Source organism: Psychrobacter fulvigenes, assembly GCF_904846155.1.
Taxonomy (GTDB): domain Bacteria; phylum Pseudomonadota; class Gammaproteobacteria; order Pseudomonadales; family Moraxellaceae; genus Psychrobacter; species Psychrobacter fulvigenes.
On the sequence record NZ_CAJGZP010000001.1, the window covers coordinates 1379686 to 1398895 of the forward strand.

Here is a 19210-nt window from a genome sequence, read left to right on the forward strand (position 1 = left end):
AATCTTTAAGCATTGTATTGATGCGCTGAAATAACGTTAAACGTCTTTTGCTTTAACGAAGCCTTTAGAGTTATAGTTTTGCAAGTTGTGCTTGTAGCTCTGCCAGCTCTAGGCGCTTATTGCTATTCTCACGCACACTCAGCTGTTTTTCGAGCTTTTTAATTTTGCTTCTCAGTTTGGCGGCGGCAATGGTGTCTTTGGCTTGCTGCTCACTGATATCTAACGTTTGGCTGGCGGCGTTATTGAGTTTGGCTTCAACCATACTAACAACAGGCTTGGTATTACTGCTATCTGCAAGCTGCAGAGTCACGCGGTTTAGATGAGTATGATAACGCTGACGCAAATTATCCTGTTCTTGAATACGTACACTTTCAGTGAGCTCACGCTCAATGGGTATCAAATCAATACAGTCAACAGGGCAGGGCGCTATACATAACTCGCAGCCAGTACATAAATCGGTAAAAATCGTATGCATATGCTTGCCAGTACCGATGATAGCATCCACTGGGCAGGCAGGAATGCATTTGGTACAACCGATGCAGTCATCTTCACGAATGACGGCGCGAACCTCGGTTGGGCGCTCAGTGCTAGGATCTATTGGCCATTGTGAAGCGGCAGCCGTTAGTGGCTCTTTACTATCAATGTTAAGTATTCGACGAATAGCGTCTGTAACAGGCTGTCCACCTGGCACACATTTATTATACGGCTCACCCTCTACCACGATCGCAGTAGCATAAGGCAAGCAGCCATCTGGGTGCTCACAAAGTCCACATTGAGTCTGCGGTAGACAGGCGTCAATGGCTGCAATCTGCTGCTGAATATCAGACGGCAAAGAAGCTAAGGTCAATGTATCAAATAAAATAGGTAGGTCTGCTAAGCGTGTGTCAATATTACTGGGCATGTAAATAACGGCCTTAAAACTGGCGATAAATAATAGGGTTTATACGTGGGTATTCAATTATAACTTATCTAAAGTGACATCCCTTGCTCATGCATAATCTGCGCGATTAGTTCATAAGCGATACTGCCTTTAAAAGGTATCTTAGGCAGATTTGAGAGATCAAAAAAATCAGCATGCGACAGCTCTTTTTGTTGTATGGCAATCTCGCCGCTGGCATACGACGCGCGAAAGCCCAACATCAAATTAGAAGGAAAAGGCCACGGCTGACTGCTCACATAGCGTATGTCCGTTAAGCTGATGGCCACTTCTTCAGCGACTTCACGTACGACCGCATGCTCCAAGCTTTCACCTACCTCTACAAACCCTGCAATGAGACCGTACTGTAGCTCCGAGCTTGGCTTGCCATAGCGATGATGGTGGGCCAATAGTATTTGCATCTCTCCAGTCTTAGGATTTGGGCGAGTAATAGCAGTGATGATACAAGGCTGCACACGTGGATATTGACGTAAGCGGCAGACTTGACAAACCATGGCACGCTCACCAGATTTATCCGCATGGACTGGCGCGCTACAACGACTACAAAACTGCGTATCTGCCTGCCAGCGTAAGAGTTGAATAGCTTGGCTCAACTGCGCGGCAAGCGCAGCAGGTAGTTGCGTAATCAGCTGCCGATAAGAAATAAAGTCGACAGTGTCACTAGGCTGAGAATTATCAACAGCGCCTTCTGTTTCAGGTGTGAAGAGGAGCGTATCAGAAGCTGTACTCAAGTCTGGAATAGCAATACCGTGCACTTCTGCATAATGAGACGTAATGGCACTGGTCGCGCGAAAGTCTTTAGTCTCAGTATGTTTGAGTGCTTCTTCCCAGTGGCTGGGTGCTAAGCTTTCTATAAGCTCCACACGTCCTACTTGATAGGCATCAGCATCCGTCGCATCACTCATTACAGCATCGTTTTGTAATGCAAGGTCTTCAGTGTTTGGGAGCATCACTTGTAATGGCCACCAACCTGCCACTGTATGTCGACACAGTATGGTCTCGTTATCAAGTACAAAAGCGGTGGTCATCGTCAACTATCCAAACTATGAGTGAGCGTGCATAAAAGCGATACATGCTGAGGGTATTTAAGCAGTCAGCAGCTGGTTTAAACTATCCAATGCAATATCAAGAGACTGCTTGCTAATAGGGCGATTGTTTTCAAAACCCTCCAAGCGATAATCTACCGCCATTATGACGTCAGCGATACGTGCCAGTGTTTGCTCATCGATAACAGAGCCATCTGCCAAGCGCTCTTCTATATAAACAGAAAGCTGGCCAAACAAGTTGGCAGCGGCAGGAATCTGCAAAAACCTGACCGCGCCTGCCACTTGGCGGAGCATTTCAGGAGTGTTTTGAATTTTGACTATGTCGCGGTTGGGATCGGCTAAATAATCAGTGATAGCTTGCACGATACTGGATATCGTCAAGCGACTCTCTTTAACCAAGGTATCATAAGCTGTATCTAGCTGATGTAATGAGATATGTTGGTTATTCATAGGCAGGTGCGTCATACCTGGGGTATGTCTTCTTGCCATCGCCGTCGAGGCGTTTTCTGCAAGCATCAGAGATAAGAGTAGGTGATCAAAATCCTCTGAGGTCGGTGTCTGCCATTTTGCTACTTTTGCAGCAGCAGACTCAAGCGCACTTGCGGCATCATCTAAACCCAGTAACTGCATGGCCGAGCTTAGTTCAGTTAAACTTTCTGTTATCGAAGACACTTGTAGGACAAGTGCGTCAGAGGTATCGCCACGTCCATAGCTTTCGGCTTTTTCTTTAATGCTATTGATTTGATTTTGAATGATATGATTCAGTGTGTCGGTAATGGCGCGATTAGGCCCAAACAAAAAGCGTTCCATTTGCTTGCGCTGCGGCGACTCTAGCTGATTGATAGCGTATTGCTCACGCAGTTTTTGTGCCTGTTCATTATCACGCCGGCAAGCAAAGCTGACTAAATCAGCAAAACGCCTATCCATGACGGGCAGATAGTTTTGAAACTGCTGTTCTAGATAGATAAGGGTATGTTTCTGGCTCATTTTCAGCGGTAGTATGTCTTTTAGATCAGTGACTGCCGCCGTTGCCGCTTGCCAAAATAAACTGCTGGTATGCGCTGCGATCAAAGCACAGGCTGCACTCATGGCATCCAGTTTTTGCTGTGCATCTGGGGTTAATAGGCTGTTGTTTTTTGTGAGCGCCACACCCAGACCACTACGATAAGCACTCGTTAATAGCTCGATATCGAGATTGAGCTCACTTAGCGGCTGATAGTTCTGTTCAGGGTTGGCGATGACGACACTACTGCTACCAAAATTAGAAAAATAGCTGGCATCGATAGTATCCTGCTCACTATGGACATGCAGCTTATTAATGATCGGTAGTAATAACGTTGGCTCTACCGTCTCTTTTAACAAAACAAATTCAACGTAGCGATCAAGCGTCATAATGGCTTCTGATAGATCCATAATCAGCGCCGTATCATTATTATTGCCATTATCGAATAGCTTCTGAAAGCCAAAGGCGATCGCTGTGCTTAATATCTGTCCACCCTTTAACCCGATCAGCTCAAAAATACGGGACAGCTGCGTCAATACATCAATGGAGTCTAGTAGTAAAGGTGCCTGTGCAGTATCATCATTGAACTCGCTTAAGTGAGTTTCACTGTCTTTAAGAATGACAATGATTTCATCATAGAGCAGATGCAATGATGGTAAGTTAAAGTTAGTGATACTAAGGGCAGGCGTGCTTGCAGTGGTTTTTTCAGCTTGGCTCATAGTTGTTTTCCACAAAATGCTGATAAATTCATATTCTGATGATAGATGAAAATGACTAATAATTCATGGTTAATTTAAGTTATCAGCCATAATCCATTAAATCCGTTAAGGCAGATATCTGCTAAGTCAATATATGTCAATAATAGTCATAGCGTCTCAGAGTGTTATTTGGGAGGGTGTTTATCACTTTTACCACTGAGACATGTTGGTTTTTATATCGGGATAATCTTCTGCTAAGCCTGCAAACCAGCTCTGATTGGCGCTGCTGTCAGCTTTGGACTCCAATAACATGGCAGCAAGACTGGCAAAGCTCGCATGAGCGGTATGACCACCATCTGCTTCAGCATCATCCTCGATAGCTAGCGCGACCTGACCACCAGTCATCGCTAAATAGACTTCGGCTAAGATCTCTGAGTCAAGTAAAGCGCCGTGAAAGGTTCGGTCTTGTTTACCCACATCAAGGCGGCGTACCAGTGCATCAAGGGTGTTTTTCTGTCCAGGGTATTGCTGTTTGGCCATCGCCAGCGAGTCAGTGACTTTTACTCGCTGCGCAAAGTCAGTCATACCAACCTTGTCAAACTCCATTGATAAGAAGGTCATATCAAACGCCGCGTTGTGAGCGATGATCTCTGCACCATCCATAAATTCATAGAGCGATTTGGCTACTTGATCAAAGGTTGGTTTGTCGGTTAAAAAAGCCTCAGAGATACCATGAATACGGATGACTTCTTCGTCCATACCGCGTTCTGGATTGATATAAACATGTAGCTTCTCGCCCGTGAACTTACGGCCGACTAGCTCAACGATACCCACTTCGACTATTCGATCCCCTTTTAGAGCATCAAGACCTGTGGTCTCCGTATCCATAATCAATTGGCGGTTGGCTTCATGACGATGAATGGGCTTGGGTAGCAGTGGGCGAAAATGCGGATTGGCACGGCTGGTATCGCCGTCAAACTGTGGCAAATCTGCCGTCTCATCTGGCAAGTTATTAGTTGGCAAATTGTTAGTTGGCAAGTTATTATCTGCTGTCATTGCATCTGTACTCATAGACTCGGTACTCATTGGCTGTATATCGTGGCTCAGTTGGCTACTGACTTGCATGGAATGTGAGAAGCTATTTGTTGCATCTAAAAGTGTCTCGTCTGAAGCGATGTCATCTAACACTTCCTCTAATAGGGCTGCCTCGTCATCCATCATATCAAAGCCCAAGGGATCAAAGTTAAGCCAGTCATTAGCGGTTATTTGAGTTTTTTTTAGCATTACCTTCATGATTATCATCTTTAGGCGTACTATTGCCTGCAGCTGACGGCTCACTACTTGAAGTGACTCCAAGGTTGGCCAGCTCGTCGGCCTTTTCATTGCCTGCATGACCTGCATGACCTTTTACCCAATGCCAATCAACATCGCGATCCTGACGAAGCTTATCTAGCTGTTGCCACAAATCCTGATTGGCAACGGGCTTTTTGCTGGCGGTTTTCCAGCCGCGTTGTTTCCAATTGGCAATCCACTGCGTAATGCCGTTTTTTACGTAGCTAGAGTCAGTCCAGATTTCAAGCTTTGAGCCGCGTGGGCTGTGCTCTAGGGCTTTTATTGCTCCCATCAGCTCCATACGGTTATTGGTGGTTTCTTTATCGCCGCCGTATAGGTCTTGTGTACGTCCATCGCTAAATATCAGATGTGCGCCCCAACCACCAGCGCCCGGGTTGCCTTTGCAAGCCCCATCAGTATAGGCGACGGTGGTGTTTGCCTTCACTGCCAGTGGGTCGGCTGTATTTTGCTGACGAGTACTTGCAGCGCTTACTGATACGTCAATAGAAGCGCTAGAGGCATGCAGTGATGAAACATGATTGTCTGACATAAAAACTCAATAACCTATTAAATACTAACCTGCAGCCACACACAATTTATATAAAAGCATGGCTCAACTGCTGCTAGTGTCACTTAAATGAATGCGCTTGATTATAGCAAATCCATGACCAATATGTGCTCTTGCTAATGACGAAACTGTAAAACGACATATCAGCACAGCAGGATAGAAATTTTCTGTTAAAATAAGCCTGATGAATTCACCTTAATTTGAATTGAGCTTTTCAGGTCTCAAAACCCTTTATTGTAGGATAATCCTAACATGCCTAAACGCTTAGACGGTCGCTTAGTCACTATAAACAGTAAACTATGCAATAAACTTGCCATTCTCGCAATCAGTAGCATAGCCTGCAGTGCGTTATTTTTGACTGGCTGTAACGACAGTAGTCTTTCAGACGCTGAGAATACAGAGACAAAAGCTGAAGCGGATTTATCTGTCTTTGCAGGCTGTTATACCGTCAGCCATAACGAACCTGCACAGATTAAAATCAGTGAGCAATCAGGTGAGTGGGTGATGCAGATGAAAGAGCCTGCAAGTGCTAACCGTGTCTGGGATGTCGCTGAACCGTTAGAAATCGTTGATAACAGCGAGATACCTAAGTTTTTCTCCATCGATCCTGATAATGTCGATGCAGTCATTGCGCGTCCTGATAGGGTATTGGTGTTGGCACATGTCAAACCTGTCTATGCCAATATTGATCCACTCCTTGACAGTGAGTATTTGTCTTATATTTATAGAGGGGCCAATACCATTTATCGGGTAGATTGTGATGAGGTTAATACGGATATTTTAGCCAATCCACATGCCAACATTGTGATTAATAATGTCAATGAAGACAGCTATTAATGATGGATATAAAGGCCCTTAGACAGTTACTGATTGTTTGAACAGTGTTTGCTATCCAGTGTTTTGTAATAGAGTTAAAAATATGAATTTTTTTAGTTATGTGGTGTTAGGCGGATTGTCTTATGCAGCTGGTTGGGCAATACGAAATTATGTACTGAATAAAAAGCCTGCACCTGAACAGCCGTATGGCTTGAAACATCCAACAATTTTGGGGTATCTAGGTGGGTTTTTTATCATCATGCTGGTGGTGTCGTGGCTGATTGGTCGCTACTTGCTCGGTCATGTTAGCCTTGATCTGCCGTTTATTGTTATCAATAGTTTGGTTGCGACCTTCGTCTATTCATTTGGTCTAAATCCAGAAAACTCACGTTATGATCTGCCGAACTGAACAAGCAAAATGAATAGCAGCAGCACGTGACAAAAAACGCATCCGTTTTTTAGGATTCACTATAGAGCTGATAAATAAGCAACGACGGGTTAATAAAAACCGTGAGTCGTTGCTATTTTTTGTGGTCTTAGTTGGGCGCTTTAGTTAAGAGCTTTAGTTAAGAGCTATGGGCTGTCAGAAAGGGTGTTGTTGTCATCGGTCTTTTCTGCTTTTATCTCAGTCTCAGTCTCAGTCTCAGTCTCAGTCTCAGTCTCAGTCTCAGTCTCAGCTTTGAGAGAAGTTTGGCGTTTTTTCCATGACTGATACTTGTGCAGATCTTTTTCGACCAGTTTTAAGCAAAAAGTAATGACTAAGGCATCATCAATATAACCAATAATCGGGATGAAGTCTGGAATGATATCGATAGGATTTAGAATATATAACAAACCTACGACGACCGCTGATATGGTTTTGTAGGGGATGTCTTTATAGTTGCCTTGATAGTAGTCTTTCACTAAGCTCATAAACAACATCAAGTCTTTAGTAAAGCGTTCTAGATAACTGTTGTCTTGCAGCTTGTCTTTAAGTTTTTCTTCTTCACGAATGATGTATTCTAGGTCAGCATCAGCAATCCTGTCAGTGTTTCCGTTTTTGCTACCCTCTTTATAATCAGCAGTCATTACTATTCTCCTTTCACGTATTTTTAGTATATTCATACTATAGCCAGCATATATCTATAGACCAAATTCGATTCGTGCTCTATTTTAAGATAATTTTTTAAGGCAATGATCCAATATGCGCGCAACCACAAAAACTCTACAGCAGTCATCAACAGACACTACGACAAACAACGAGCTTAATCGCCGCCAGTTTTTTTGGCAGTTAGGCATGACTGCAGGAGCAGGGCTGTTTGCAACCCAGAGCCTTGCGCAAAGCTTGAGTGTTGCTACAAGAGACCAAAAAAGTGCTAAATCCCTGACCAAAGACGAATTACCTATCTCAGAGTTGCCTACCTCAGCGGTTGAAGATAATCAGTTAATAGGGTCTACCTCAAAGTGCATAATACCTACGATTGAAACGCGTCTATTTGCTAGCTCCAACGTTGGCGGTAGTAATGAGCGCAACCAGCTAGCATTGGAGCGATTGGCCTGTGCAGGTTTTGAGGTACACAATCCTGCTATCACCAAACGCCAGTATTTACGCTTTGCTGGTACGGATGCGCAGCGGGCCAGTGACCTGCAGAATATCGCCACTGGTGCCATTAAAGCGCCCAAACTGCTACTCGGCGTGCGCGGTGGCTATGGCGCCATACGCTTGCTCCCGTTGATTGATTGGCCGACGTTAGGACGTGTTATGCACGAGCGTGGCACTATATTGGCTGGGTTTAGTGACGTCACTGCTATTCAATGTGCGCTATTGGCACAAGGGAAAATGAGCTCGCTTGCTGCGCCCATGCTCTACAGTGAGTTTGGCAAAACCACACCTGATGAGGTGAGTTGTCGCCAGTTTGTAGCGGCACTCACTAATCCTAATTTACGCATCGATATACAGAGTGCAGCGTTGACCAGTGCCCAGTTACCCACGATTTTAGCCACTGATGAGAGTCAAACACTAACAGGAACGATCTGGGGTGGTAATCTCAGCGTGGTATCGGCGCTGGCAGGGAGTAAGTACTTACCGAACATTGATGGTGGCATTGTCTTTTTGGAGGACGTGGGCGAGCAGGCATATCGTATTGAGCGCATGCTCTATGACTTGTATTTGGCTGGCGTGTTTCAGCGTCAGCAAGCCATTGTTTTTGGGTCGTTGTCTGGTACCGGTGAAGACAGCTATGACAAACGCTATGATGTGGCGATGGTCATTCGTCAGTTGCATAAGCTGACTGGACTGCCTATCTACAGCGGCATGAGCTTTGGACATATCAGTAAAAAACACAGCTTCCCACTGGGCGCAAGGTGTGAGATAAGCCCGAACGCTCTAGGCGGTTATGGCATGAGCTTTACTGATTATCCAGTCATTGATAATAAAAATATTATAAGTGTTGAGGGGCTGTGGCAGGTTTGAGAAGTACGATAATTTTCCAACATGAATTTTATTCATCTTATGTTTAAGTTAAGTCGTTTTTATTCATGTTCTAATTTGGGTATGATTCATCCCATACACAAATTTGGTTTTATCTCAGTTAATGAGAGTAGATTAAGGTAGCAGATTATCATGAGTAAACAGTTCACATATACCATCTCACACATTCGTTTTGACGAAAACTATCAGCCTGCAGACAGCACGCGTCTGACCACTAACTTTGCGAATTTGGCACGTGGCGACAATCGCCAAGAGAACTTACGCAAAACGCTCGCCATGATAAACAATCGTTTTAACGATTTGGCGCACTGGGACAATCCAACCGCTGACCGTTATTCTGTTGAAGTCGATATCATTTCAGCAGACTTAGATATCGAAGGCAATGGCAATACGTTTCCAGTCATTGAGACGCTGAAAACAACGATTGTCGACCATAAAGAAAACACCCGTATCGACGGTATGATTGGCAATAGCTTCTCATCTTATGTACGCGATTATGACTTTAGCATTGTGTTACCAGAGCATTTCGCAAACCATCCAGAGTCCGCGCCACCAGCTGATTTTGGCGATTTGCACGGTAAGCTGTTTCAACATTTATTGAACTCAGAGGCCTATCAAGCCAACTTTCACAAGCAACCTGTGATTTGCCTGAGTGTGTCAAGCAGTAAGATCTATCAGCGCACGGGCAATGAGCATCCTGTATTAGGGGTCGAATACAGACAGGATGAGTATTCATTGACCGATGACTACTTCCACAAAATGGGCTTAACCGTTCGCTATTTCATGCCTGCAGGTAGTGTTGCGCCTTTAGCGTTTTATTTCGCTGGTGACTTGCTACGTGATTACACCGATCTTGAGCTGATCAGTGCCATCAGTACGATGGAGACTTTCCAGAAGATCTACCGACCTGAAATTTACAATGCCAACTCTACCGCTGGTCACATATATCAGCCAAGTTTGAAGTACCAAGACTATTCATTGACTCAAATTGTCTATGATCGCGCGGAGCGCAGCCAAATGGCGGTGACGCAAGGTAAGTTCACGGAAGATGAGTTTATAAAACCCTATCAGGCCATTCTTGATGAGTGGGCGGCAAACTATGTTGTGACAAGCGAGACAATTCAAAAAGAAGCGGCTAAAAAACGCGCAGCTTAATAGACCCTTATCAACCAAAATATAAAAGATTAGATAATAGAGAAGATTAAATATTATGGAATTATTATTACCGACGTCAACAGCAGGCAGCTTACCAAAACCTTCTTGGCTTGCCGAACCTGAAAAAATTTGGTCACCTTGGGCATTGGAAGGCGAACAACTGCTTGAAGCCAAACAAGATGCGCTACGGGTGTCATTACAAGAACAGCGGCATGCAGGGATAGATATTGTCAGTGATGGGGAGCAGACTCGTCAGCATTTCGTGACCACCTTTATTGAACATCTAGATGGCGTCGATTTTGAGAACCGTAAAACGGTCAAAATCCGTGATCGTTATGAGGCGAGTGTGCCATCTGTCGTTGGGGCTGTGAGCCGTCAAAGACCAGTATTTGTAGACGACGCCAAGTTTTTACGGCAGCAAACAGATCAGCCGATAAAATGGGCGCTGCCTGGCCCAATGACGATGATTGATACGCTGTATGATGGTCATTATAAAAGCCGTGAAAAACTGGCTTGGGAATTTGCCAAAATTCTCAATCAAGAAGCCAGAGAGTTAGAAGCGGCTGGGGTAGATATTATCCAATTCGATGAGCCTGCCTTTAACGTGTTCTTCGATGACGTCAACGACTGGGGCATCGCCACGTTAGAGCGTGCCATTGAAGGGTTGAAATGTGAGACGGCGGTGCATATTTGCTATGGCTATGGTATCAAAGCCAATAATGACTGGAAAAAGACGCTGGGTTCAGAGTGGCGCCAGTATGAGCAAGCATTTCCAAAACTGCAGCAGTCTGCTATCGATATTGTTTCACTCGAGTGTCAAAACTCACATGTGCCGATGGATTTGATTGAATTGATTCGCGGCAAAAAAGTGATGATCGGTGCCATTGATGTGGCAACCAATACTATTGAAACTCCTGAAGAAGTTGCGGATACGCTACGCAAGGCCCTGCAATTTGTTGATGCTGATAAGCTTTATCCTTCGACCAACTGCGGCATGGCACCTCTGTCTCGCCAAGTGGCACGTGGTAAGCTTGCAGCATTAAGTGCAGGTGCGGCAATCGTTCGTAAAGAACTGACAGCTTAGTACGTATTGCACGGCACTTACTACATAGCATCTATTACCCAGTACTAACCAATCTTAAGATGTGTGGGGATCAATGCTCGAGAGTTTGGTTTGATTGTAAAATCCGATTAGAATCATTAAGTAATCCTATCGATAACTGAAGAAAATCTATAGTCGAACCACGCTTAAAGTGTTACGGTATTAAGTCCCTGTGCCTATCATTATAATACTTGCGCGCTTGCCTTGTATTGTTTTTAGGATTGACACGCCCTACTACTTACCGAGCTCAAATTTAGGATTACAGTAATGATTAAGGATATGATTGAAGCAACCGACTTTAGAGATGCAATGTCTATGTTAACGACAGCGGTCAATGTGGTCACCACAAAAGGCCCTTCTGGTATGCATGGGTTTACCGCATCTGCGGTATGTAGTGTCACGGACACACCGCCAACCTTACTGGTCTGTATGAATCGGATGGCTCGATCACATAAAAGTTTTATTGAAAATAAAATCTTGAGTGTCAATGTGCTAGGGGTACAGCATGAATATATATCCAATACCTTTGCCTCCAAACTCGGTTCAAAAGAGCGATTCAAACAGGGTTCTTGGACGCAGTTAGCAACAGGCGCTCCTGTTTTAGAAGATGCGCTCGTCAGCTTTGATTGTGAGATTGAGCAAGTTCAGGAAGTTGGCACGCACAGTATTTTTATATGCCGTGTTGTCGCTATCAAGCAGGAGAAGCAAGATGGGCAAAATGAAAGTTTGGCCTATTTTAATCGTGCCTATCATCAAGTGGGTCAAGCCGATCAAGGGTAAACCGCGTACATTATTTTCTAGGGTCTGTTGGATATCCAATAGACCCTAATTACTATCTAGCTAAAATAACTATAGTTGATACACTTTAAAACCGACACAGTGCTACTGGGATAAATTTTGTGCAGCCTCTGGAGTGCGAAGCGCACAGCAAGCAAGGAAAATTTGTACCAGTAGCACGACAATATAAACGTATCGATTTTATTTCGAGTTGACTATATTTAACCAAATCTAAATAAGAAGTAACTATCCTGTGGAACTAATCATTTTTTTAATAATAGGGGCGCTAGCAGGGTTTGCTGCAGGGCTATTTGGCGTGGGCGGCGGCACCATCATCGTGCCACTGTTATTTATCGTTTTTACGCAAATGGACTACAGTCCTGACAACATCATGCATCTGGCGTTAGGTACCTCACTGGCGACCATCATTGTCACCTCGATCAGCTCGTTAATGGCACACAATAAAAAGGGCGCCGTCATGTGGCCTGTCTTTAAAAACTTAGCGCCAGGTTTAGCGGTTGGCTGCTTTTTGGGTGCGGGAATAGCAGGGCAAATATCTGGGCTTTATCTGCAGCTTATTGTCGGTGTATTTTTGCTTTGGGTCGCCTATAAGATGTTCTTCGGTGGCAAAAAACAGGTCGCCAGTCATGCTAATAATGTCAGTAATGCCAACCATAATAATACAGAACTGCCTTCAAAACCTAAACAGTTGGCAGCAGGCGGGGTTATTGGCGTTGCTTCGGCCATTTTTGGTATTGGTGGCGGCAGCTTAACGGTGCCTTATCTCACCCGTTATAATGTGGTCATGCAAAAAGCGGTTGGTACATCCGCTGCATGCGGCTTGCCGATTGCCATTGCAGGTGCGCTAGGGTATATAGTATTTGGGACGCAGGCGCAAATAAATGTACCTAATACCATTGGCTTTGTGCACATTTATGCCTTCTTAGGTATCAGCATCATGAGTTTTTTCACCGCGAAGGTAGGCGCAAAAGTCGCTCATATACTATCACCAGCATTGTTAAAGAAATGCTTTGCGCTGTTATTAACCGTGGTGGGATTTTATTTCCTTTATAAAGGATTGGTTTGAGGTTTGAAAGACTTAGATTAAACATATACCAGCAGCGCGCATAAATTTATAACAGTTTTATTTTCAACTGACTATACGTTCGTTATTCTTACTAGAGATACAACCTATTAGTAGTCCTAATATTTAAATATTCAACAAATCTTAGTTGCTTATAGCAGCTTGTTGCCGTTCTCGATACGCTTTCGGTGACATACCATATACTCGCTTAAATGCTTGGCTAAAAGTTGAGTTTGATGTGTAACCAACTAGCTCACTGATTTGACCGATACTATTATGTTGTAGGCGTAGTTGGCGAGCAGCAAGACATAAGCGGTAGGTAGTCAGGTAAGTCAAGGGCGGCACCCCCATAATGTTTTTGAAGCGCTGAGTAAAGCTTGAACGAGACATGCCGACCTTTTCTGCCAGCTCATGAGTCGTCCATTTATGATCTGGTGAATCATGAAGAATGGCTAGTGTTTTTGATAAATACGGATCTCTCATAGCAAGCAACCAATTCTCTGCCTTCTCAGGCAATCTTTCAATATATGTGCGTAAGCATTCAACCATGACAATACTTGCCCAAAAATTAATCATCGCAAGCTTACCTAAGCGCTCATATTGAGACTCTATTGTTAAGAAACCAAGGGCCCAGCCGAGCGCTTTAAATTGACTTCCATGGTTTTCATCATGCTCAGGCAAAATGGCGGGTAATGCTGATAGTAGCGGTCGAAGCAGGTCTTTATCGTATTGACATTCGATTACTATAAATTGCGTATTAGAGTTACTGTCTTTGAGAAGGTCGGCAGGACATTTATCATCCTCAAGTAAAGTTTTATCTAACTCTTGGACATGTTGACTATGATAGTTTGGTGCATGACAGATATGTTTATTGGAATTAGGAATCATCACAATATCACCAGTATACACTTGTCGTGATACTCCATTTATAGTGATATAAAAGCTGCCAGCTTGAATCAAATAAAAATAAATATTGTCGCTACTCGTGAGTGAAAATGCCCAGTCACCAGAAAAACTCAAACAATAATATTTAGTTTCCTTTAGGTGCTGAGATTGCTGTAGCAACCTACTCAGTACATCCATAAGTCCCGTCCTTAATTATCAATCAGCTTCGAGATCCTTGTCATCGTTTCCTGTCTAAAAACATTGTTGATACTAGGTTTGATATCACGATGAACGGTGCATTTCTCTATCTAAAAAACCATCAAATATAGTCTGATCAGGTGTAAGAATCTAGCCAATAACCATATCTAAAAGAGTGTGTCTAATTTTATACTACCAAATATCGTATGTTATTTACTTTAAATATTATAGGTTTTTGAGGAAATACCAGCTAAATGGTTGTTTCGTAGGGTCAGCTATATCTTTAGCGAAGATATTTTTTTGTCTTATAAGTCAGGTGGTTAGATCGTTTTTAGTGTTTGCATAGATAACAAGTAGCAGCGAGATTGTAGTAGAGCATGTGATGCGGTCAAGTTAAAGGATAAAAAACCTAATAATCAAAAGCTTGCTGCTCAATATCAAGGTGATAGTCATAAAGCCCTCTAAAAAAATGATTGCTAACCAGTAGAAATCCAAGACAAAAGGTAATTTATCTATATAAATTAACCAAACATGTGTTTATTGTCTCTATATTTTTAGTCGTAGCACATTATCATCAATTTGGCTTGCGACATATTTAGTAGATGGTCTATGTTGGTGTTATGGCCGCTGATAATAGTAAAGCAGATGATTTGATTGGTTAAATGTTAAGTCTACTGTTTGTTGATACTTGTTATAGGAAACCAACTGAAGTTTTGCTGTGAGCAGTTTTCGTACTCAAGTATTTTAAATCTGGATATGTTAATTCTCAAAGGAGTTGAGACCATGACTACTAAAAAAACAGGTTCTAAAGCTACTGACACTAGCAAGCAAAAAAAGCAAACTTCCTCCCAAAACATCTCAGACGTCTCAAAGGCGCAGACATCTGTAGAAGCTCAAAGCGGTGCTACCATTAAGACGCAAATCGATGATTTTAAGCACGGCTTTCATATGGCCGAAGAGTAACTGCTCAGGCTACAATCTGAAATAGCAAAAGATACGAGTAGTGATTCAGCTCAGATCAAGTCATTAAAAGTGAAGGCTGATGCGGCACAAAAGCTTATTTCTGATCTAAAGGATAAAGTCGCTGCCGCCCCTGAAATTGCGCAAAACTTGGGCGTAGGTATTGAGCGTCCAACGATCATCGAAAAAGAATTCCACAACGTGGTTAGAGAAACTGAGCTTAATCTTAACGATGTGGTTTTGGAGACGCCAAAGGTTATAGCGCAGCAGCGTATGACTGGCATTGGGCCACGTGATGCCAAGCTGTTCGCAGACAACACCATGACACCGATCCAGATGATTGGCAAATTGCGCCTCTAGTTTGATGGTGAAGATGGACGACCAGCACCCAATGCTACTTATGCCTTGCAGGCGACGCGAAAAGACTCAGATGAAAAGATACAACTGCGCAGTGGTAAGACAGACTCTAGAGGGTATACCTCAGTTAATTTGTCTAATATTGAGCTTGATAGTATCGAAAAAATCGATGTCATCATCCATGACGCTTCGCTAGACAAAACCAATCCACATATCTATACCTTGTCTAAAGATAGAATCTTGGATGGATTATTGTTAGCAGTTCCTCATATTATCCCTGTTCCAAAAACATTGGTCGAAAAGCTACATGATTGGATGGACAATCATGACAGCACTGAGACACCAGGAACCATAGAAGATCCCGATGATATTGACTTGAGTATCTCGCCAGCATCTTTTGGTCTCAATGAAGAGCATATCGATGGAAACTGCTGTTTGCGGCCAAGGACTGAGTTTCCTGCCAAAGAGTACTACTTTCGCCAAACGGTGCGCCTGACTGATATTGAAGATGTGCGCTTGGTATTTAACGGTGAAAAGGAAAAAGAGCGCACGGGTGTGGCATCACCTATTGATTATGGTGATGACTCTGCGAGTACCTATGCAGTACTAGGCGGCAACTTGCTCATAGGTCTGTCTAATCTGTATCGCCACGGTTGGTATCCTGCTGGGCGCGGCTTGGGACGACTGTTATACTCGACGTCACTAGCACCTTGCGAAGATATCAATCTAGCCTTTATTGATTGGACACGTAGTGAGCGCGATACTCGTTCTGAGTCGCGAACACAAACTGAGCAAATGGAGCATGATCTACAGCATGATCGCAGTATCGATGAAGTGGTGGACTTGGTATTGCGTGAGAACCAAGAGGGTAGCTCAGCTGCTGGCGGCGGCGGAGCAAGCTTAGATCTTGGGTTCTTTAGTATTGGCGGCGGGGGGGGTGGTACCTCCAGCTCATCGACAGGGCGGCGCTCTTTGCACACTTCAACGGTGCAAAATATATCCGATAGTGTGTCGCAAAGTGCGTCGGCTATCCGGCATCAGCGCTCTACCGTTGTCACAACCTCCTATCAGCGAGAGTCTGAACGTATTCAGACGCGTACAGTACATAATCACAATATGAATCACGTGATGAACTTGCAGTACTTTCAGGTGGTAGAGCACTACTCTGTAAAGACCGAGCTGGTTGAGGAAAAACCTGTATTGATGGTGCCCTACGCGGTCGATCAGGCTATATTTGGAACAATTGCCAGTTTTGATAAGTTCGTCAACTCGCCCTCTAGTGCCATTACTCGTTTTCTTGATCGGCATTCAAGACTGTTACGAAGAATGGTGCCGCGCAGCTATAGAAGTGCCTTTCAATCGCTCTCAAGACTGTTGCATTGCAAAGATGTCTATAGTATCGAAGAGCCTTATGCGACTTTTTCGCGTTGGGATATTACTCTAGGGTCAGCATGGCGGCTTGGGGTTAGCCTGCGTATCAAAACCAAATCAGGACAAACGCTGCGCTTAAGCCCTCGCGGTCACACCTCCAATCAGCCTCCAAGTTACTTTGTCTCCTCACCTGTTAGACATGATGATATCAGTGAGTTTATCGTCTCCTTTGATAGTGCCGAGGCGCTACGTAATATCAACGCTATAGACTTAGGTTTTTTTAGCATTAATGAAACCGCCTTTGGAGATGCGATTAAGTTCAAGCTTGACCGTATCGAAGTCTATGCTACGACCGATCGCTCGCGCTATATTAGCAATCCGCAATCCTTTGTGATTGAAACCAATGCTGTTGATGTCACGCTGGATGCTAGCAATCCTTCGGTAAACATCGGTATCGTTGCCAATCCTCCCGTTGACTTTAGCAGCTATCGGGGCCGCGAGCATAGAGACTATTGCCGCTTGCAGGAGCTGATCGCTCACATCCAAGGGCAGCCTATGCGCTATATGCGAGCAATCTGGCTACGCGAGGACTCAGATCGTCGCGCTATCCGATTTGATCAATTCAAAATAGGCGACAAATCACTGCTCGATCATATCGTCAATAAGCCCATCGGTATTTTGGGTAATTATGTCGCCTTTGAGGTGCTCGAAGGCCATCGCATCGCTGCGGTCAGGAGCCCTGACTACGTGGTATCTAGCCGTGTTGTTACTATTCCGACTAGAGGTGTATTTGGTGAGGTGTTCTTATCGTGCTGTAATGCTACAGAAAAACGCGATGTCGAGCGCTTCGTTGAACCTGAGAACCGCTGTCAGCGTACCGCGCCTGACATCACCGGCGTCTCACCTGGTAGCCGCGCATCACGCAGCGATACCACACCGACCAGCTTTGCTGCGCCGATCGTCAACATGCAGGCAGCTCCAGCAGTACCTGACTCCTCGGGTATGGCAAACGCTTTGTCAGTAATGGGAACGCCTGATATATTCCGCGATCTGACCAATGGCGCTGAGCTGTTATCCTTTATCAATAACGCAACCAAAGAGGCGTTTACGAGCACTCGTCAGCACCGCGCTGCTATGGATGCTATCGCAGGAGATGTAGTGCGCGGCTTGGTCTCAGCCTATACAGGTGTGCCAATATCTAGTAGTGATTCAGCTGCGCCTGCGGACGCTAAGACCGATGGCGTCACCAAATCGACCAATACCAAAAGCGGCACCAAAGCCAGTACCACGGCGCCTACCTCAGCGAAGATCAATAACCCAGGTCTGCAAGCGGCATCGAGTGAGATGGTCAGACAGACATCACCTTCCAAGCTGGTCGATCAGTTGCAAGTGATCAAAAAGGCGGTTGATTCGGATCTATTAACCCAAGCAGAAGGAAGTAGACGTACCGCGCAACTACTGGGTGAGATTGACGATCAAAACGTCATTATCCCAGCGTCAAATATCTCTTATGGTGTTGTGGCTGAGCCGTTAGGGACAGCGTCACGCGAGGTCGATATCAAGCTGCGTGTCTTTATACCCGCGCCAGTGGTGACTACTGGCATACCATTGACCAGTGCCTATGCTGGCGATGATCGTAGCTTTTCGTACAGTGATGGTACCTCAAGAGCTGAGATTCATGCCAAGCTTACGTTTGGGACGGATCATGCTTGGCCACAATTGCAAATAGATCAGATCGAATTTGGTGCCACTCATGCCTACGATCAGGACGATACCTCAGATGTGGCTGGCAAGCCAAGCTGGTGGAACTCGATCAATAGTGGTGCAAGCCCAACAGACTCTGGAACGCTGACCAGAACTGCGGACAACTTAAATGCGGTACAGTCCTATACTTATGCGCCTACTGCCGAGAGCTATTGGCCAGATGGACCTATCGCCGCCTTGGTGTATCTCAAAGTCAACGCACCCAATCCACTAGAGTCTCTAGCCCCTGCGATAGACGCCAATCTGTATCTGTATGTCAAACAGTATAATGGCAAGCTCTATTACAAGCTATCAGGCGATCACGACGGGTTCCCAGCGTTTGAACTGTACGTGGATGAGTGCCGAGTATTCTCGCATGATCCTGCTGCCGAAAACCAAAGCCCAGCGTCATTATTGCCACCATCGGAATACAGAGTCGGCGAAACAGGCATCACCAGTGGTTGGAGTATGTTACCGTGTGACATAACTACACAAGTTTAATTACCTTCAGCAATATAGAGCCTCAAGGCACACTGTTTTGAGGCTTTTTTTGGTTAAAGTATACGTAAGGCGCTGATGAATCTCATCTTTTATTCTCGTCTAGGTAGATTGCGAGAAGTATACCGATATGGTGCCAACTTATATTAAAAATATGCTTAGAGTAAAAACGATATAGAAATGGTGTCCGCATAAGTTAAGCAAAGCAAT

The 19210-nt window shown here is 44.5% G+C and carries 15 protein-coding genes and 1 pseudogene; 10 read left to right on the forward strand and 6 right to left on the reverse strand.

Features of this window, described 5'->3' with window-relative positions:
• Positions 1 to 70: 70 nt before the first annotated feature.
• The 4 genes and pseudogenes from JMX03_RS06065 to dnaQ form a co-directional block, all read right to left on the reverse strand.
• The gene (locus JMX03_RS06065; protein WP_201595222.1) at positions 71 to 901 is read right to left on the reverse strand and encodes an RnfABCDGE type electron transport complex subunit B; all 831 of its coding nucleotides are present in this window, start codon (positions 899 to 901) and stop codon (positions 71 to 73) included.
• A 68-nt stretch (positions 902 to 969) separates the two neighbouring features.
• Complete coding sequence (gene nudC / locus JMX03_RS06070) at positions 970 to 1965, reverse strand: NAD(+) diphosphatase (protein ID WP_201595224.1); 996 nt, start codon at positions 1963 to 1965, stop codon at positions 970 to 972.
• 57 nt (positions 1966 to 2022) lie between these two features.
• On the reverse strand, positions 2023 to 3705 hold the full coding sequence (locus tag JMX03_RS06075) for a hypothetical protein (protein ID WP_201595226.1): 1683 nt from the start codon (positions 3703 to 3705) through the stop codon (positions 2023 to 2025).
• Positions 3706 to 3894: 189 nt separating this feature from the next.
• Positions 3895 to 5566, reverse strand: a pseudogene (gene dnaQ / locus JMX03_RS14945) (DNA polymerase III subunit epsilon).
• A 270-nt stretch (positions 5567 to 5836) separates the two neighbouring features.
• On the opposite strand from dnaQ, the gene JMX03_RS06085 reads away from it, so the two are divergent.
• Positions 5837 to 6421, forward strand: a complete 585-nt coding sequence (locus JMX03_RS06085) for a hypothetical protein (RefSeq protein ID WP_201574969.1) — start codon at positions 5837 to 5839, stop codon at positions 6419 to 6421.
• An 82-nt stretch (positions 6422 to 6503) separates the two neighbouring features.
• Positions 6504 to 6809, forward strand: coding sequence for a hypothetical protein (locus tag JMX03_RS06090; protein WP_201574968.1), 306 nt, complete (start codon positions 6504 to 6506; stop codon positions 6807 to 6809).
• Positions 6810 to 6973: 164 nt separating this feature from the next.
• Here JMX03_RS06090 and JMX03_RS15305 read toward each other — a convergent pair whose 3' ends face one another.
• Entirely contained in the window at positions 6974 to 7468 is a 495-nt protein-coding gene (locus tag JMX03_RS15305) for a YkvA family protein (RefSeq protein WP_406947693.1), read from the reverse strand.
• A 115-nt stretch (positions 7469 to 7583) separates the two neighbouring features.
• Between JMX03_RS15305 and JMX03_RS06100 the strand changes: the two genes are divergently transcribed.
• The 5 genes from JMX03_RS06100 to JMX03_RS06120 all read left to right on the forward strand — a co-directional run bounded on the left by JMX03_RS06100 (position 7584) and on the right by JMX03_RS06120 (position 12991).
• Positions 7584 to 8852, forward strand: a complete 1269-nt coding sequence (locus tag JMX03_RS06100; protein ID WP_201595230.1) for an LD-carboxypeptidase — start codon at positions 7584 to 7586, stop codon at positions 8850 to 8852.
• A 150-nt stretch (positions 8853 to 9002) separates the two neighbouring features.
• A complete protein-coding gene (locus tag JMX03_RS06105; RefSeq protein ID WP_201595232.1) occupies positions 9003 to 10025 on the forward strand; it encodes a DUF1852 domain-containing protein in 1023 nt (340 codons plus the stop codon).
• A 55-nt stretch (positions 10026 to 10080) separates the two neighbouring features.
• A complete protein-coding gene (locus JMX03_RS06110) occupies positions 10081 to 11109 on the forward strand; it encodes a methionine synthase (RefSeq protein WP_201574964.1) in 1029 nt (342 codons plus the stop codon).
• Positions 11110 to 11406: 297 nt separating this feature from the next.
• On the forward strand, positions 11407 to 11907 hold the full coding sequence (locus JMX03_RS06115) for a flavin reductase (RefSeq protein ID WP_201577356.1): 501 nt from the start codon (positions 11407 to 11409) through the stop codon (positions 11905 to 11907).
• A gap of 250 nt (positions 11908 to 12157) precedes the next feature.
• Complete coding sequence (locus tag JMX03_RS06120; protein WP_201595234.1) at positions 12158 to 12991, forward strand: sulfite exporter TauE/SafE family protein; 834 nt, start codon at positions 12158 to 12160, stop codon at positions 12989 to 12991.
• A 141-nt stretch (positions 12992 to 13132) separates the two neighbouring features.
• Here JMX03_RS06120 and JMX03_RS06125 read toward each other — a convergent pair whose 3' ends face one another.
• Positions 13133 to 14071 (reverse strand): AraC family transcriptional regulator, encoded by a 939-nt coding sequence (locus tag JMX03_RS06125; protein WP_201595236.1) that lies wholly within the window; start codon positions 14069 to 14071, stop codon positions 13133 to 13135.
• Positions 14072 to 14854: 783 nt separating this feature from the next.
• On the opposite strand from JMX03_RS06125, the gene JMX03_RS06130 reads away from it, so the two are divergent.
• The 3 genes from JMX03_RS06130 to JMX03_RS06140 all read left to right on the forward strand — a co-directional run bounded on the left by JMX03_RS06130 (position 14855) and on the right by JMX03_RS06140 (position 19003).
• The gene (locus tag JMX03_RS06130; RefSeq protein ID WP_201595238.1) at positions 14855 to 15034 is read left to right on the forward strand and encodes a hypothetical protein; all 180 of its coding nucleotides are present in this window, start codon (positions 14855 to 14857) and stop codon (positions 15032 to 15034) included.
• A gap of 69 nt (positions 15035 to 15103) precedes the next feature.
• On the forward strand, positions 15104 to 15391 hold the full coding sequence (locus tag JMX03_RS06135) for a hypothetical protein (protein WP_201595240.1): 288 nt from the start codon (positions 15104 to 15106) through the stop codon (positions 15389 to 15391).
• A 45-nt stretch (positions 15392 to 15436) separates the two neighbouring features.
• Positions 15437 to 19003 carry a DUF3238 domain-containing protein gene (locus JMX03_RS06140; RefSeq protein WP_201595242.1) on the forward strand — a complete coding sequence of 1189 codons (3567 nt, stop codon included), beginning with the start codon at positions 15437 to 15439 and terminating at the stop codon, positions 19001 to 19003.
• The last annotated feature ends 207 nt before the right edge of the window (positions 19004 to 19210 follow it).